The organism is Pseudomonas sp. PSB11 (assembly GCF_014596605.1).
GTDB lineage: Bacteria > Pseudomonadota > Gammaproteobacteria > Pseudomonadales > Pseudomonadaceae > Aquipseudomonas > Aquipseudomonas umsongensis.
This window is the reverse complement of the sequence record NZ_NOIO01000001.1, coordinates 41,561-57,925: the sequence shown is the minus strand read 5'-3', so window position 1 is coordinate 57,925 and position 16,365 is coordinate 41,561. Positions and strand designations below refer to the sequence as shown.

Annotated in this window: 15 protein-coding genes; 7 read left to right on the top strand and 8 right to left on the bottom strand. The window is 59.7% G+C overall.

Annotated elements, in window-relative coordinates; all coding sequences use genetic code 11:
* Nucleotides 1–23: 23 nt before the first annotated feature.
* The 5 genes from CGA21_RS00305 to CGA21_RS00285 form a co-directional block, all read right to left on the bottom strand.
* Nucleotides 24–2,015 carry a GGDEF domain-containing protein gene (locus tag CGA21_RS00305; RefSeq protein WP_188263302.1) on the bottom strand — a complete coding sequence of 664 codons (1,992 nt, stop codon included), beginning with the start codon at nt 2,013–2,015 and terminating at the stop codon, nt 24–26.
* On the bottom strand, nt 2,016–2,891 hold the full coding sequence (locus CGA21_RS00300) for an endonuclease/exonuclease/phosphatase family protein (RefSeq protein ID WP_008064696.1): 876 nt from the start codon (nt 2,889–2,891) through the stop codon (nt 2,016–2,018).
* Nucleotides 2,892–2,905: 14 nt separating this feature from the next.
* Nucleotides 2,906–3,547 carry a thiol:disulfide interchange protein DsbA/DsbL gene (locus CGA21_RS00295; protein WP_020798035.1) on the bottom strand — a complete coding sequence of 214 codons (642 nt, stop codon included), beginning with the start codon at nt 3,545–3,547 and terminating at the stop codon, nt 2,906–2,908.
* A 199-nt stretch (nt 3,548–3,746) separates the two neighbouring features.
* Nucleotides 3,747–4,376 carry a c-type cytochrome gene (locus CGA21_RS00290; protein WP_110748467.1) on the bottom strand — a complete coding sequence of 210 codons (630 nt, stop codon included), beginning with the start codon at nt 4,374–4,376 and terminating at the stop codon, nt 3,747–3,749.
* 43 nt (nt 4,377–4,419) lie between these two features.
* Complete coding sequence (locus CGA21_RS00285) at nt 4,420–4,710, bottom strand: c-type cytochrome (RefSeq protein ID WP_110748470.1); 291 nt, start codon at nt 4,708–4,710, stop codon at nt 4,420–4,422.
* A 191-nt stretch (nt 4,711–4,901) separates the two neighbouring features.
* Between CGA21_RS00285 and yihA the strand changes: the two genes are divergently transcribed.
* On the top strand, nt 4,902–5,546 hold the full coding sequence (gene yihA, locus CGA21_RS00280) for a ribosome biogenesis GTP-binding protein YihA/YsxC (RefSeq protein WP_110748473.1): 645 nt from the start codon (nt 4,902–4,904) through the stop codon (nt 5,544–5,546).
* 331 nt (nt 5,547–5,877) lie between these two features.
* Here yihA and polA read toward each other — a convergent pair whose 3' ends face one another.
* Complete coding sequence (gene polA, locus CGA21_RS00275; RefSeq protein WP_188263301.1) at nt 5,878–8,697, bottom strand: DNA polymerase I; 2,820 nt, start codon at nt 8,695–8,697, stop codon at nt 5,878–5,880.
* Between the two features lie 74 nt (nt 8,698–8,771).
* Here polA and CGA21_RS00270 point away from each other — a divergent pair, with 74 nt between their 5' ends.
* The gene (locus CGA21_RS00270; RefSeq protein WP_110748477.1) at nt 8,772–9,062 is read left to right on the top strand and encodes a DUF2782 domain-containing protein; all 291 of its coding nucleotides are present in this window, start codon (nt 8,772–8,774) and stop codon (nt 9,060–9,062) included.
* A gap of 59 nt (nt 9,063–9,121) precedes the next feature.
* Nucleotides 9,122–10,072, top strand: a complete 951-nt coding sequence (locus tag CGA21_RS00265; protein WP_188263300.1) for a homoserine kinase — start codon at nt 9,122–9,124, stop codon at nt 10,070–10,072.
* A 123-nt stretch (nt 10,073–10,195) separates the two neighbouring features.
* Here the strand turns inward: CGA21_RS00265 and CGA21_RS00260 are convergent, their stop codons facing one another.
* Entirely contained in the window at nt 10,196–11,116 is a 921-nt protein-coding gene (locus CGA21_RS00260; RefSeq protein ID WP_110748589.1) for a zinc ABC transporter substrate-binding protein, read from the bottom strand.
* A gap of 66 nt (nt 11,117–11,182) precedes the next feature.
* On the opposite strand from CGA21_RS00260, the gene zur reads away from it, so the two are divergent.
* Genes zur through CGA21_RS00240 form a run of 4 tightly spaced genes read left to right on the top strand, consistent with a single transcriptional unit; the run spans nt 11,183 to nt 13,988 of the window.
* On the top strand, nt 11,183–11,665 hold the full coding sequence (gene zur / locus CGA21_RS00255; RefSeq protein WP_033038868.1) for a zinc uptake transcriptional repressor Zur: 483 nt from the start codon (nt 11,183–11,185) through the stop codon (nt 11,663–11,665).
* Nucleotides 11,665–12,450 carry a zinc ABC transporter ATP-binding protein ZnuC gene (znuC, locus tag CGA21_RS00250; protein WP_188263299.1) on the top strand — a complete coding sequence of 262 codons (786 nt, stop codon included), beginning with the start codon at nt 11,665–11,667 and terminating at the stop codon, nt 12,448–12,450. Before zur ends, znuC begins: the two co-directional genes overlap by 1 nt.
* Nucleotides 12,443–13,231: a zinc ABC transporter permease subunit ZnuB gene (gene znuB, locus CGA21_RS00245; protein ID WP_020798047.1), complete on the top strand. Its 789-nt coding sequence runs from the start codon at nt 12,443–12,445 to the stop codon at nt 13,229–13,231. The genes znuC and znuB overlap by 8 nt, the downstream gene beginning before the upstream one ends.
* A 37-nt stretch (nt 13,232–13,268) precedes the next feature.
* Nucleotides 13,269–13,988 carry a PA5502 family lipoprotein gene (locus tag CGA21_RS00240; protein WP_188263298.1) on the top strand — a complete coding sequence of 240 codons (720 nt, stop codon included), beginning with the start codon at nt 13,269–13,271 and terminating at the stop codon, nt 13,986–13,988.
* A gap of 50 nt (nt 13,989–14,038) precedes the next feature.
* On the opposite strand, the gene katE is transcribed toward CGA21_RS00240, so the two are convergent.
* Complete coding sequence (gene katE / locus CGA21_RS00235) at nt 14,039–16,198, bottom strand: catalase HPII (protein ID WP_317451680.1); 2,160 nt, start codon at nt 16,196–16,198, stop codon at nt 14,039–14,041.
* Between the last annotated feature and the right edge of the window lie 167 nt (nt 16,199–16,365).

Sequence of the window (16,365 nt, the reverse complement as noted above, 5' to 3'; positions counted from 1 at the left end):
GAATAAAATGGAGCGACAATCGCTCAGCCTGGCTCGACCCGGTTGCGCCCGGCATTTTTCGCCCGGTACAACGCCTGATCGGCTCTTTTGAGCACTACATCGCCATGCTCGCCATGCCTGAATGTTGCCAAGCCTATGGAGAGGGTGACGGTCACCGGTTCACCCCTGAAGTGAAATGGGCAGGCTTCGATAGAGGCGCGCAGGGTTTCCAGGAGTTTCATGCCGTCCGCCGGGACTGTGGACGGCATTAGCAGGACAAATTCCTCGCCGCCAAAACGCGCAATGAAGTCCGTTGGGCGCAGGCGTTTGCGCAGCACATTGGCAATGATTTTCAGGACTTTGTCGCCTGCCAGGTGCCCATAATTATCATTGATGCGCTTGAAGTGATCGAGGTCGAGCATGGCCAGCATCAGGGTGTTGCCGTGTTTCTGCCATTGGCCGATCTCATACTCAAGGCGCTCGCTCCAGGCCGCGCGGTTTGGCAGGCCGGTCAGCGGATCGATCAAGGCTTTCTGGCGTTGCTCTTCGAGGTGTTCGCGAAATCCCTGGGCTTCCTGCTCCATGTGGGCGACCCGCTCGGCCAGGCTTTGCAGGCGGGCCGCCACTTCCTGCTCACGCTCATCGCGCTGCTGGCGGTGCTGGTCCATGGTGCCAAGCAAGACTTCCAGATGATTTTCCAGCACGTGCTTGAGATCATCCAGGTCGGCCGCTTCCTGTACGCTGCTCTGCAGGCCGTCGACCTGTTCGCGAATCTGCGTGTCCATCGCCTGTGCGGCGGATCGGCTGTCGGCATGGCCGGCGCTGGCGGCCTGCAAGTTGCTCTGGAACGATTCCAGGCGTTCGTTGAGCCGCTGCAGATAAGCTTCGAATTCGTGTTGGCCACCGTCGGAGATCGCCAGCATCAAAGTCGCCAGATCGTCGAGAATCGGCAGCAACTCGTACCAGTTAAGGCCATTTTTCAGCCGTTCACGCATGGATTCGGCTTGGGGACGATGACGTTCCGGTACGGTCAGATCATCGAGCAATCCCAGCAAGGTATCTTCGATGTGTTTGGCCACCGAGCTGTAGGACGGCTCGGGCGAGTCGGGCAGGGCGTAGAGCGTGTCTTGCTCGGGCTGCTGCGGATCGATGGCAGCCAGTGCCTGGGCAATGGGCGAGGGCAGTGGCAGGGTATCGAGCAGTACCGCCGGGCTCAATTCGTCGGGATTGACTGCCATTTCAGCCGGGAGGGTGGGAGTGCCGACAGGTTCGGACAGTCTCACGGGTTGTAGCGTTTCGGCTTCGGGCATGACTTGCGCAGGCCGGGCTGGCGCGTGCTGCGGCTCGAGGGTTGGCGCAACAGCAATGGGCTGGGTTACATCTGGCGTTTCGTGCAGCAACGGCGGCACGGTGTCTGCAATGACCGGTGGGGTTGCGACGACGGACGCCGGAACGGTTTCGGCCGTCTGCGCGATAAGAGCGTGTCCTGCGGGGACGGTCGCCTCTTCGGTGTCACGCTGACCGAACAGCCGCTGCAGCAGTCCCGGTCGTTCCGGTTCCGCCGGACTCTCCAGCTGGCTCAGGGCCTTGCCCTGCAGTCCGCTCAGCTCGCCGAGCAGTAGCGGGATCTCGCGTGCCTGGCTGACGCGACTGTCCAGTTGTTTGGCGAAGTGCTTGAGGGGGCGGCTCACTTCTCGGGGTAGCGGTAATGTTTGCAGCTGCGTGACCAGAGCGGTGAGTGCGGCGCTGGTCTGGTTGGCCCGGGTTTCCCGACGCTGCTCGGAATCGAGTACGGCTTTTTCCAGGCGAGGCAGCAGGGCGGCGAGTCCGGCGTCCATGTCGTCGGTACGCACGACTTCGCGCATCTCCTTCATGCATTGGTCAACGGCGCGGTCGGTGCCTTCCGCCGCCAGCGTGCTGCGCACCAGTCCCCGGCGCAGCAGGTCTAGCCTGGCATCCCAGCGACGTTCGAGCTTTTCCTGGTGTTCGATGCTTTGCAGGTACTTCTCTTTCCAGCGTTGTGCTTCGTCGCTCATTCATGGGATCCGCGGGGGGGCAGGACTCAACGCGGGCAATGCATCGGCCGTGAGCGAACCCGGCAGACGAATCTCTACCGCGACCGGCAGGTGATCGGAAATGGGTTGTGCCAGCACCTCGACCTTTTCAAGGGTCAGGCTCGGGCTCAGTAGAATATGGTCCAGGCAGCGCTGCGGGCGCCAGCTTGGGAACGTCGCTTCCATTTGCGGGGCCAGCAGCCCGAGGTCGCGCAATGGAGAGTGTTGCAGCAGGTCACTGGCGTGGGTGTTCATGTCACCCATCAGCACTTGATGCTTATAACCGCCAATGACTTCACGAATGTAAGCCAATTGCATGCTGCGGGCTCGTGCGCCCAGTGCCAGGTGCATCATGACCACCACCAGCGCTTCCGGACCTTCGCCGAAGCGCACCAGAATCGCTCCGCGGCCCTTCGGCCCTGGCAGTGGATGATCCTCGATCGCCCAAGGCCGCAGGCGGCTGAGCACGCCGTTGCTGTGCTGGCCGAGGCGTCCGAGATTGCGATTGAGTTGTTGATACCAGTAGGGAAAGGCGCCGAGCTGGGCCAGGTGTTCGACCTGGTTGACGTAGCCTGAACGCAGGCTTCCACCGTCGGCCTCCTGAAGGGCGACCAGGTCGAAGTCACCCAGCAGATTGCCGATTTTTTGCAGATTGTCGGCACGCCCGGTGTGCGGCAACAGATGTTGCCATCCCCGGGTCAGGTAATGCCGATACCGCTCGGTGCTGATACCCACCTGGATATTGAAGCTGAGCAAGCGCAGACGGCTGTCGGCGGGCAGGCCTGTCGATTCCAGATGATGTTCGTTGACCCGCGGATCATGCAGGCCAACGATGCGTTCGGTTCCCCAGCGGCGCATGGCAGGCGCCTCGCTTAGTTGGCGGCAGCCTTGTTAGCCGCTCGCTCTTGATCGACCAGTTTATCGGCCAGTTGCAGGGCTTGTTCAGCGCCGCCAGCCGAACCTACGTCAAAACGATATTTGCCGTTGACGATCATGGTCGGAACCCCGGTGATTTCATATTTTTTCGCCAGCTCACGCGCCTTGTTGATCTGGCCCTTGATGGCGAAGGAGTCAAACGTGGCGAGGAACTTGTCCTTGTCGACGCCCTGGGTGGCCAGGAAGTCCGCCATGTCGTTCTTGTCGGTCAGCTTCTTGTGTTCTTTCTGGATGGCTTCGAACACTGCAGCATGGACCTTGTGCTCGACGCCCATGGCTTCGAGGGTCAGGAACATCTGGCCGTGTGCATCCCATGGGCCGCCGAACATGGCCGGAATACGTACGAAATTCACGTCCGAAGGCAGTTTTTCAACCCATGGGTTGATCACGGGTTCAAAGGCGTAGCAGTGCGGGCAACCGTACCAGAACAGCTCCACCACTTCGATCTTGCCGGGCACGGCGACCGGAACCGGATTGCTCAGCTCGACATAAGGTGCAGCGGGGGCTTCAGCGGCTTGGGCAGTCATGCCGAACAGGCTGGCAGCGGCAAAAACGGCGCTGATGATCAGATTACGCATGCTTTACTCCTGGACAATTTTTTCGCCTCGCGAGACCTGATTTCAGACAGGTCATGGCGGGCCTTAGTTCTGTAGTGTAACGGCAGCGGCCACAAAAAAGGGCGGCCAAAGCCACCCTTTTTATACTTGCTGTGACGGATTAATCGAGCGTTAACGCTGCGAGGGTTCCATGCCTTGCGCAACGCCCGATCCATCGCTCTTAGTGCAGGCCCTGGATATAGCTGGACACTGCGGCGATGTCTTCGTCGCTCAGCTTTTTGGCAATGCTCTGCATCGGTTTGGTATCGCCGTCGTTATTGCGACCGCCTTCTTCCTTGCGGAAGTCAGTCAGTTGCTTGGCGATATATTGAGCGTGCTGGCCACCCAGGTGTGGGAAGCCGGCGGCCGCGTTGCCCGCGCCGTTTGGCGAGTGGCAGCCGGTGCACGATGGCAGGCCCTTGGCCAGGTCGCCGCCACGGAACAGTGCTTCACCGCGAGCCACGACTTTCGGGTCGGCGGCACCGACGCTGCCCTTCTGGCTGGCGAAGTAGGCGGCGATGTCCGCCAGATCCTGGTCACTCAGGTTGGTCAGCAGGCCGGTCATTTCCAGGACGGTGCGCTTGCCCGACTTGATGTCGTGCAACTGCTTGGTCAGGTAGCGTTCACCCTGGCCTGCCAATTTTGGAAAGTTAGGTGCCATGCTGTTGCCATCCGGGCCATGACAGGCGCCACATACGGCGGCTTTTGCCTGGCCTGCGGCGGCGTCACCAGGTTTGACTGGCTCACCTGCAGCATGGGCAATGCCGGAGATCCCCACGGTCAACAGCAGACTCACGATCAATTTGTTCATCAGCTAATCCAACTACGGCTAAGGGTTAAGTTATGGACCGGGTTTACTCGCTCATCCAGCGGATGATGGCTTGGTAATCCTCGGCACTGCAGTCCATGCACAAACCACGCGGCGGCATCGCCTTGAAACCCTGGGTCACGTGTTGCACCAGCGTCTCCATACCTTTCGCCAACCTCGGCGTCCAAGCTTCCTGAACGCCCTTGCGGGGCGCCGTGGGTAGTTGGCCGGAATGACAGGCACCACAAACACGGTTGTACACAGTTTCCGGATCCTGTGTAGCCTGAGCGCTGTAAAGCGGCATCAAGACTCCGGCAACTAGCAGCCATTTCGTCATAAAACGACCTTTTCAGGGTTGAGAGCGATCTGCGTTCTAGTGCGCAATCAAGGTCTGTCGCTCTCGTGAACTTCATCCTGCGTCGGGACAAAGCGCACACAAAATCTGCGGCATTATATACTGGCGTCACTGAAACGGAAGCGACACTGCTTGCCGCGCCCATTCCTGGCGCCGCCCACATCGGAAATCCCATGCAACTCAAGAATCCCATCCTCGGTCTGTGCCAACAGTCCACCTTCATGCTCAGCGCCGCCAAAGTCGACCAATGTCCAGATGACGAGGGCTTTGAAGTCGCCTTCGCCGGGCGTTCCAACGCTGGCAAGTCCAGTGCTCTGAACACCCTGACGCATGCCAGCCTGGCGCGCACCTCGAAAACACCGGGGCGCACGCAACTGTTGAACTTCTTCAAGCTAGACGATGAACGCCGTCTGGTCGACCTGCCGGGCTACGGTTATGCAAAAGTACCGATCCCGCTCAAGCAACACTGGCAACGTCACCTGGAAGCTTACCTGGGCGGTCGCGAGAGCTTGAAAGGTCTGATCCTGATGATGGACATCCGCCACCCGATGACCGACTTCGACCTGTTGATGCTCGATTGGGCCGTTGCAGCCGGCATGCCGATGCACATTTTGCTGACTAAGGCGGACAAGCTGACCTACGGCGCGGCCAAGAACACCCTGCTCAAGGTGCAGGCGCAAATCCGCAAGGGTTGGGGCGACAGCGTGACGATCCAGTTGTTTTCGGCACCCAAGCGCATGGGCCTGGAAGACGCCTACACTGTATTGGCAAACTGGATGGAACTGCCGGACAAAGGCGCTGACGAAGTAACTGGATAAGCGTGAAAAAACTGTCTCAGGAGCGGTCAGGCCAGCGTGGCATGACCGCATCAGGCAGTTTTCAGGCAAAAAAAACCCCGGACTTCTATGGGGAGGGGGAAGTTCCGGGGTTCAAGTTCTAGACCGCTAGGGCGGGGTCCAGATATCTGCCAACACTTAACACAACATAGGAGCATCGAAGGGCTTCACCAGCCATTCAGTAAATCTGAGTGGTCTTGGCGAGATTAGTTCAGTTTATTTTCAGAAGCTTTGGAATAAACCCAATCACTTTTTGGACTAAGCAGCGCAGATTGGGGCCTGCCGCGGCATCATGCCGCAGCAGCGTTCATGCTCAGTGCGCCTCATCCCAGTTATTGCCGACCCCGACTTCCACCAGCAGTGGCACATCCAGTTTCGCCGCGCCGCCCATGTGCAGGCGAATCTCGTTGCTGACGTGATCGACAAGGTCCTCGCGCACTTCAAGTACCAATTCATCGTGGACCTGCAGGATGACCTTGGCGTCCAGGCCGGAAGAGGTCAGCCATTCATCCACGGCCACCATGGCTTTCTTGATGATGTCGGCTGCCGTGCCTTGCATCGGCGCGTTGATGGCCGTGCGTTCGGCTGCGGCACGCTCTTGCGGCTTGTTGGAATTGATCTCCGGCAGGTACAGCCGTCGCCCGAAGAACGTTTCCACGTAGCCTTGATCCGCGGCCTGCGCGCGGGTGCGATCCATGTATTCGCGCACACCGGGGTAACGGGCGAAGTAGGTGTCGATATACGCCTTGGCGGTCTTGGTATCGACGCCGATGTCCTTGCCGAGTTTCTGCGCACCCATGCCATAGATCAGGCCGAAGTTGATCGCCTTGGCGCTGCGACGCTGATCGGAGGTGACCTGGTCCAGTTCGACCTTGAACACCTCGGCAGCGGTTGCAGTGTGCACGTCCAGGTTATTGCGGAAGGCATTCATCAGGCCTTCATCGCGAGACAGGTGCGCCATGATCCGCAGTTCAATCTGCGAGTAGTCGGCCGCCAGCAGCTTGTAGCCGGTCGGGGCAACAAAGGCCTGGCGGATACGCCGCCCTTCCGCTGTGCGCACCGGGATGTTCTGCAGATTCGGGTCGCTGGATGAGAGACGCCCGGTGGACGCCACGGCCTGGTGATAGGAGGTGTGGATGCGCCCGGTGCGCGGATTGATCTGTTCCGGCAGACGGTCGGTGTAGGTGCTTTTGAGCTTGCTCATGGAACGGTATTCCATCAGCACCTTGGGCAGCCGATAGTCGTCCTCGGCCAGCTTGGCCAGCACTTCTTCGGCGGTGGACGGTTGGCCCTTGGCGGTCTTTTTCAGTACCGGCAGCCCGAGCTTCTCGTAAAGGATGACGCCGAGCTGCTTGGGTGAGCCCAGGTTGAATTCCTCTCCGGCAATCTCGAAGGCTTCACGCTCCAGCGCCACCATCTTGTCGCCCAGTTCGATGCTCTGCACGCCCAGCAGGGCGGCATCTACGAATGCACCTTGGCGTTCGATACGTGCGAGAACAGGCACCAAGGGCATTTCGATGCTCGTAAGCACGCTGGCCAGGGTCGGGATGGCGGTCAGCTTGTCGAACAAGGCCTGGTGCAGGCGCAGGGTGATGTCCGCGTCCTCGGCGGCGTAAGGCCCGGCCTGCTCCAGCGCAATTTGATCGAACGTCAGTTGCTTTACGCCTTTGCCGGCAATGTCCTGGAAACTCACGGTGGTGTGATCCAGGTATTTCAGCGCCAGGCTGTCCATGTCATGGCGGGTGGCTGTGGAATTGAGCACATAGGATTCGAGCATGGTGTCGAAAGCGACCCCGCGCACGGTGATGCCGTTTGCCTGATCGCCACCGATGGCGCAGTTGGCGAGAATGTTCATGTCGAACTTGGCGTGCTGGCCGACCTTGAGTTTGTTTGGATCTTCCAGGATCGGCTTGAGGGCGCGCAGGACCGTGTCGCGATCCAGTTGCTCAGGTACGCCGATGTACGAGTGGGTCAACGGGATGTAGGCCGCTTCGTTGGCTTGCACCGCAAAAGACAGGCCCACCAGTTGTGCCTGCTGTGCGTCGATGCCGGTGGTTTCGGTGTCGAAGGCGAACAGCGTGGCGTTGTTCAGTTTATCCAGCCAAACGTCGAATCGCGCTTGATCGAGGACGGTTTCATAGCGGGTTTCTGACGTTGTCGCGGGTACTTCAGCTTCAGGGCCCGCTTCGGCGGCGCTGAACAGATCGACGATTGGAGCAGGCTCGGAGGCAGCACCGCTCAATTCAAGACGCTTGGCGTCCCGATCAAGATCGTTCAGCCAGCTTTTGAATTCCAGCAGGGTGTAGAGCTCGTAGAGCTTGGCCGGATCTTCCGGGCCCATTTGCAAGTCATCGAGGCCAATGTCCAGCGGCACATCTACCTTGATGGTCGCCAATTGGTAGGAGAGGAACGCCATCTCCCTGTGCTCTTCGAGCTTGGCCGGCAGGGTCTTGGCGCCGCGGATCGGCAGGGTTGGAACGATGTCGAGCTGCGCGTAGAGCTCGGTCAAGCCGCCATTCACGCCCACCAGAAGGCCGGAAGCGGTCTTTGGACCGATGCCCGGAACGCCAGGGATGTTGTCGGACGAATCGCCCATGAGTGCCAGATAATCGATGATCTGCTCGGGAGCGACGCCGAATTTCTCCTTCACGCCCTCTACGTCCATGCTGCTACCGGTCATGGTATTGACCAAGGTAATGTGGCCGTCGACCAGCTGCGCCATGTCCTTGTCCCCGGTGGAGATGATCACCGGGCGATCGGCCGCCGCGCTGCTGCGGGCCAGCGTGCCGATTACATCATCGGCCTCGACGCCTTCTACGCACAGCAGCGGGAAGCCCAGGGCGATCACGCTTTGATGCAGGGGCTCGATCTGCACGCGCATATCGTCGGGCATGCTCGGCCGATTGGCCTTGTATTCGGCGTACATGTCATCGCGAAATGTCCCGCCCTTGGCATCGAATACCACGGCGAAGGGACTGTCCGGGTACTGCTTGCGCAGACTCTTGAGCATGTTCAGCACGCCCTTGACCGCGCCGGTGGGCAGGCCTTTGGACGTGGTCAGCGGTGGCAACGCATGAAAGGCGCGGTACAGGTAAGAAGAACCGTCCACCAGGACGAGGGGGGCTTGGCTCATGAGCAGGATCAACCTTTTCGGCGGGTCCGGCGCTAGAATAGCGGGACCGTTGACGACAAAGGGACAAGGTTATCATGCGCACACTAAATCGCCTGTTGCTGGCTGGCTTGTTTGCAATTACACCGCTGGCCGTGATGGCGGCGGACGATGCGCCATCGCCAGATCCGGAAGTAACCATTCGCACGGAAGGCGACAAAACGATTCAGGAGTACCGACAGAATGGTTTTCTTTACGCCATCAAAGTTACGCCGTCAGTGGGTAAGCCCTATTTTCTGGTGCGCGCCGATGGTTCAGACGGTAATTTCATCCGCTCGGATCAGCCGGATATGCTGATACCGTCGTGGAAGATCTTTGAGTGGAAGTAGTTTCTTAATTTCAATCGGCGTTGACTCAAGGGCGGCGCCTCCTACTGGCAGTTTTAATCATGTCTGTGTTTACCCCCCTGGCTCGGCCCGAGCTGGAAGCTTTTCTCGCCCCTTATGGCCTAGGCCGCCTGCTTGATTTCCAGGGGATTGCCGCCGGTAGCGAAAACACCAATTTCTTTATCAGCCTGGAGCAGGGCGAATTCGTCCTGACCCTGGTCGAGCGCGGCCCGGTCCAGGAGATGCCGTTCTTCATCGAATTGCTCGACGTGTTGCACGAAGCCGACTTGCCGGTGCCTTACGCGCTGCGCACTACCGACGGCGTCGCGTTGCGCGAGCTGGCTGGCAAGCCTGCGCTGCTGCAACCGCGCCTGGCCGGCAAGCACATCAAGCAAGCCAACGCACAGCATTGCGCGCAAGTAGGCGAGTTGCTTGCCCACCTGCACCTGGCGACCCAGGCCAAGATGATCAAGCGCAAGACCGATCGTGGCCTGGACTGGATGCTGGAAGAGGGCACGCAATTTCTCTCGCACCTCAACGCCGGGCAGAAAGCTTTGCTGGAGCGGGCGCTGGAAGAAATCACACAGCAGAAAGAGAGAATTCTGGCGTTGCCGCGCGCCAATATCCACGCCGACCTGTTCCGCGATAACGCGATGTTCGAAGGCACGCACCTGACCGGTCTGATCGATTTCTACAACGCCTGCTCGGGGCCAATGCTCTACGACGTGGCGATCGCCTTGAATGACTGGTGTTCGGGCGATGACGGCTTGATCGACGGCCCTCGGGCGCGGGCGTTGCTGGGGGCTTATGCCGCGTTGCGTCCATTCACCGCGGCCGAGGCCGAGCTGTGGCCGACCATGTTGCGGGTGGCGTGCGTGCGCTTCTGGTTGTCGCGCTTGATCGCGGCGGAGTCGTTTGCCGGGCAGGACGTGTTGATTCACGATCCGATGGAGTTTGAGCTGCGGTTGGCGCAGCGGCAGACGGTCAATACGCCGCTGCCTTTCGCCCTGTAGGAGCGAGCATGTCGAATCGTCGCACCGTCGCGATGGTGGTTAACGATGACGCGGGGTGCCTGACACCCCGCGGTGCTGGGGATTTCTTCGCGAGCATGCTCGCTCCTACAGAGAGCTGGGTTGTTACAACGACTCCAGGCACCCCGCCAAATCGTTACCCAGCTTCTCCAGCACCTGCTCATACCCTTGGGCGGTCGCCGGCGTATACCCGCCCAGCGCATCCAGTTGCGCCAGTTTCACCGGGAGCCCGGCCACCAGGGTTTCCGCCAGGCGCGGGCGCAGTGGTGGTTCGCTGAATACACAGGTCTTTCCAACTTCCTGCAGCCGCGCACGCATTGCCGCAACGTGCTGGGCACCAGGTTGTACTTCAGCGGCGACACTGAACACACCGGCGTGCTTCAGGCCGTAGGCGTCTTCGAAGTAGTCGAACGCTTCGTGGAACACGAAGTAAGGTTTGCCTTCAATACCCCCCAGGCGTTTCTTCAGGCGTGCATCCAGCGCATCGAGGCGCTCGTCAAATGCCTTCAGGTTGCTCTGGTAGCGTGCCGCGTTGACCGAGTCGGCTGCACTCAGGTCCGCCGCCATCTTCGCTGCAATAACCCGGGCGTTGGCCGGCGATAGCCACAAATGCGCATCCAGGCTGCCTGGGCGATGGTCGTGGTCATGTTCGTCCGCTTCTTCAGCGTGGGAGTGGTTGTCCTCGGCGAAATGTCGCAGTTTCAGGCCAGGAAGGTCCTGCACGGCAACGCTCGGCAGCGTTCGACCATTGAGCACCCGCGGCATGAAACCTTCCATGTCCGGCCCGATCCAGTACAGCAGATCCACCGATTGCACCTTCCGTACGTCGGATGGACGCAAGGCATAGTTATGCGGCGAAGCGCCGGGTGGCAACAAGACTTCCGGGATCGCCACACCGTCCTGTACGGCAGCGGCGATCAGCTGTAGCGGCTTGATGCTGGTGAGGACCTTGACCTCGGCTTGCGCCGTGCCGATCAGCAGAAAACTTGTGAAAAATGCGACAAAGATGGAAAAAAGTCGGGACACGATGACCACTCGAAGAGGCGAGAACGGGTAACATAATAACGTCTCTCACAATACTCGTCGCCGCTCATGCCTAAAACACCGATAGCCAGCCGTCCCCACGACCACTCTCATTGCGTTCACAGCGCACTGTCTGAGGCCGATGCCCTGTGTGCGCGCCAGGGCTTGCGCCTGACCGCGTTGCGTCGGCGGGTGCTGGAACTGGTGTGGCAAAGCCATAAGCCACTGGGCGCCTATGACATTCTTGCGGTCCTCAGTGAACAGGACGGGCGCCGGGCCGCACCACCAACGGTTTACCGCGCGCTGGATTTCCTGCTGGAAAACGGCCTGGTCCACCGTATCTCCTCGCTCAATGCCTTCATCGGCTGTAATCACCCGACGCACGCCCACCAGGGTCAGTTCCTGATCTGCCGTGAATGCCACGCCGCCATCGAACTCGAACAGAAGTCCATCAGCGACGCGATCATCGCCAGTGCCAGGGACGTCGGGTTTGTCGTCGAAGGCCAAACCGTTGAAGTGATCGGTCTCTGTTCGGGCTGCCAGGGGGCTTGATGAGCAACGCGCTGATCCGCCTCGAGCAGGTTGCCGTCACGTTTGCCGGGCAACCGGTGCTGGATAACATCGAACTGAGCGTCGAGCCGGGGCAGATCGTGACCCTGATCGGCCCCAATGGCGCCGGCAAGACCACACTGGTGCGCGCCGTGCTCGGTCTGCTGAAGCCCGACAGCGGCAGCGTCTGGCGCAAGCCGAAACTGCGGGTCGGCTACATGCCGCAAAAGCTGCATGTCGACCCGACCCTGCCGCTCTCGGTGCTGCGCTTCTTGCGCCTGGTGCCGGGTGTGGACCGCGCGATGGCGTTGGCCGCGCTCAAGGAAGTCGGCGCCGAGCAGGTGATCGACAGCCCCGTGCAAAGTGTTTCCGGCGGTGAAATGCAACGTGTCCTGTTGGCCCGGGCCTTGTTGCGTGAGCCTGAGCTGCTGGTGCTCGACGAACCGGTACAAGGCGTCGACGTGGCCGGCCAAGCTGAACTCTATAGCCTGATCACCCGCCTGAGAGACCGTCACGGCTGCGGTGTGTTGATGGTTTCCCACGATTTGCACCTGGTGATGAGCACCACCGACCAGGTCGTTTGCCTGAATCGCCATGTCTGCTGCTCGGGCCACCCCGAGCAGGTCAGCGGCGATCCGGCATTTGTCGAGCTTTTCGGAAAAAACGCACAAAGCCTGGCGATTTATCACCACCACCACGACCACGCCCACGATCTGCACGGCTCGGTGGTCAAGGCGCCGACATCGGGTCATACCCATATTCACGGAGATAGCTGCAAGCATGGCTGATTTTCTGCTCTACGCCCTGCTTGCAGGATTGGCTCTGGCAGTTGTGGCGGGCCCGTTGGGCTCCTTCGTGGTCTGGCGGCGCATGGCCTATTTCGGCGACACCCTGTCCCACGCGGCATTGCTGGGCGTGGCGCTGGGCTTCTTGCTGGATGTCAGCCCGACTGTAGCCGTCACCGTCGGCTGCTTGCTGTTGGCGGTGTTGCTGGTGACCTTGCAACAGCGTCAGCCGCTGGCCTCCGACACGCTTTTGGGAATTCTTGCACCCAGCACCCTCTCTTTGGGCCTGGTGGTACTAAGCTTCATGCACGAAGTGCGGATCGACCTGATGGCCTATCTGTTCGGTGACTTGCTGGCGATCAGCCCGACCGATCTGGCATGGATCCTCGGGGGTAGCGCCGCGGTGCTGGCGTTGCTGGTGACGTTGTGGCGGCCGTTGCTGGCAATCACGGTGCACGAAGAGTTGGCGAGGGTCGAAGGGCTGCCGGTGGCGGGATTGCGCCTGGCGCTGATGCTGTTGATCGCCGTAGTGATTGCCGTGGCGATGAAAATCGTCGGTGTGTTGCTGATCACATCGTTGTTGATCATTCCGGCCGCCGCGGCACAACGTCACGCCCGTTCACCGGAGCAGATGGCACTGGGAGCCAGCCTGCTGGGCGTGCTCGCCGTGTGTGGCGGGTTGGCGTTGTCCTGGTTCAAGGACACCCCGGCGGGCCCGTCGATTGTAGTGGCGGCCGCCGCGCTGTTTCTGCTGAGTTTTGTTCTGCCCCGTCGAGGGGTGTAGACTTGCTCGTTTTTTGCGCAAATAGAGAGTCGCAGGAATGAAGTCGTTCGCCTCCCGTTATCTGCTCCTTGTCGCATTTTCTTTGCTGCTGGGCGCTTGCCAAAGCACGCCACCGGCAGCCACCGAGGCCCCGGATGAGCGGGCCACGGCCATTGCACAGCTGGAACGAAGCCTGGCCAGCAGCGAGCTGGCCACAGCCGAGAATCAATTGGCAGCGTTGCAGGCCGAGTCCCCCAACGATCAGTCCCTAGAGCAATACCAGCGCCAACTGGCCGAAGCCTATCTGCTGCGCAGCCAGATCGTTTTGCAAAAGGGCGATGTAAATGCTGCTGCCACTGCATTGGCCCGGGCGCGGGTCCTGATGCCTAAAGCGCCTGCGCTGACTGGTGGCGTCAACGGCGCCATCGCACAAGCACGCAAGGCTGAACTGGAAAAGGCCGAAGCAGACCTCAAGTCCGCCGAAGCCAAGCGCAAGGCCAAGGTCATCGACCCTGAGGCAGAAAGCACTACGGTGAAACTGAAAATCACCGATATGGGGAAAATGCGTCGTCAATTGGATGCTATTGCCGCCGATGTGGTGAATTTTCAGTGCGATGTGAGCATTCAGGTTCCGCGTACCGATGATTATCCTTGGGTGGCCAACTTGCTGACCAAGCGGGTGAAGAAGCTTGATCCGCAGTTTGATCTGAAGCTGGATCGGCAGATTCTGCGCAGCGTTCCGGCGCAGATGGTATTGAGTCCCCGCAAAGCCCCTTGAAAGCATCGCGGGCTAGCCCGCGATGGCATCCTATGCGACGAAAAAGCTTTCTAGGCCGGAATCGCTTTAGCCTTCGGCTCCCTGTCCCAAACCCGATGCTGTCCAATCGCAGCAAAGAACGGCTTGGCCAACTTGCTGTCCGCCCCTACGACCAACCCCGCATCAACCTCCAGTTTCAACACATCCAGCAACTGCTTCGCCTCGCCGTGCAGCGCAATCGCTTTCAAATGCTTGTAAGCCTCCAGTACGTAATGCAACGCCACACCGTCAGTGCTCAGTGCCTTGATCGATGCCGCGCCTCCAGGCACGAACACAGCGTCGAATGTTACTGAAGGCGAGCCTTCCATGGACGCATCTACCGGCAACGACTTGCCATCGGAGGTTTTCACCGGGGCTGAGGTCGGGCCGAGCAATTTGGCATGCGCCCCTTCAGCTTCCAGCGCTTTCTTCATGGCATCGATTGCTGCCCCGTCCACGCCATCCGCCGCCAGGATCGCTACCTTTCGGGTTTTGATGTCGCCTGGCAGCAGGTTGGCCTGGCTCAGGGCCGGCGAGCGGTCCGGGGACGTTTTCGGTACATCGACGGTCCCCGCTTTCGGCGCCGCAAGCCCGAGGTTCTGTGCCACCCGTTTGGCCAGCTCCAGATCGATGTTGGCCAGGATTTCATTCACTTGCCTGGCGCGGATGAATTCACGCTCAACCTTGCCCAGCTCAAAACTGTACGCCGCGATGATGTGTTCTTGCTCATGCTTGCTCATGCTGTGGAAAAACAGCCGTGCCTGGGAGAAGTGATCACTGAACGAATCGCTGCGCTGACGGATCTTGTTGGCGTCGATGCGCTCCGCATAACTTTCGAAACCGCCGTCCTGGGCTGCGGGAGGGGTTTCTTTCGGCCATCCGCCGTCGATGGAGTTGGGTTCGTAGGACGCACGCCCTTTGTCGATGGTGGTGCGGTGTAATGCATCACGCTGGCCGTTGTGGAGTGGTGTTACCGGACGGTTAATCGGGATTTCATGAAAATTTGGTCCACCAAGTCGGCTAATCTGCGTATCGGTGTAGGAAAACAGCCGACCTTGCAGCAACGGATCATTGGAGAAGTCGATTCCGGGCACGATATGCCCTGGGCAGAAAGCAACCTGCTCGGTTTCGGCGAAGAAATTATCCGGGTTGCGGTTGAGCGTCATTTTCCCCAGCGGCGTAATGGGCACGAGCTCTTCAGGAATCAGCTTGGTGGGGTCGAGGATGTCGAAATCGAAGGCGTGTTCGTTTTCCTCCTCAATGATCTGCACGCCGAGTTCCCATTCCGGGTAGTCACCCATCTCGATGGCTTCCCAAAGATCGCGGCGGTGATAATCAGTGTCTTTACCCGCCAGTTTCTGCGCTTCATCCCACACCAGCGAGCAGGTCCCGGCGGCGGGGCGCCAGTGGAATTTGACGAAACGCGATTTACCCTCGGCATTGATCAAACGGAAGGTGTGCACGCCGAAGCCTTGCATGCTGCGCAGGCTTTTCGGGATGGCCCGGTCGGACATGGCCCAGATCACCATATGGGCTGATTCAGGTTGCAGTGAGACAAAGTCCCAAAACGTATCGTGGGCCGAGCCGCCAGTAGGGATTTCGTTGTGAGGCTCGGGTTTTACTGCATGGACAAAGTCGGGAAATTTGATGGCGTCCTGGATGAAAAACACCGGCATGTTATTGCCCACCAAGTCGAAGTTGCCTTCATCGGTGAAAAACTTCACAGCGAAACCCCGTACGTCCCGCACGGTATCGCCTGAACCACGGGGCCCCTGCACGGTGGAAAAACGCACGAATACCGGCGTTTTCTGCGCCGGGTCTTGCAGGAAACCGGCCTTGGTCAGTACTGAATGGTTCTCGTAAGACTGGAAGAAACCATGGGCACCCGTGCCGCGGGCATGCACGATGCGCTCGGGGATGCGCTCATGGTCAAAGTGCGTGATTTTTTCACGCATGATGAAGTCTTCCAGTAACGATGGCCCTCGGGCGCCGGCTTTCAAGGTGTTCTGATTGTCCGCCACCTTCACGCCCTGATTGGTACGCAAGGCCTGACCGGTGGCGTCGGAACGGAATTTTTCCAGGCTATCGAGCTTGGTATTGGTGTTGCTGCGGTCCAGGGTATCGGTCCCGGCCAGTGCGCTCTTGGGGGCGGCAGGCTTCTTGGTGCTCATCAGGCATGACTCCTCGGGGATTGTTTCGAGTGACCTAATTAGTGACTGATGACGTTTCGAGCCGTTCCTTTTATCTGACCTTTGATCGCGTTATTGCCAAATGACTGGTTGAATACGAAATAAATGCTAAGAACTGCTATACGGACAGGCTAAAATGCGCGCCCGGCTAACCGCTGATCCTTTTCCAA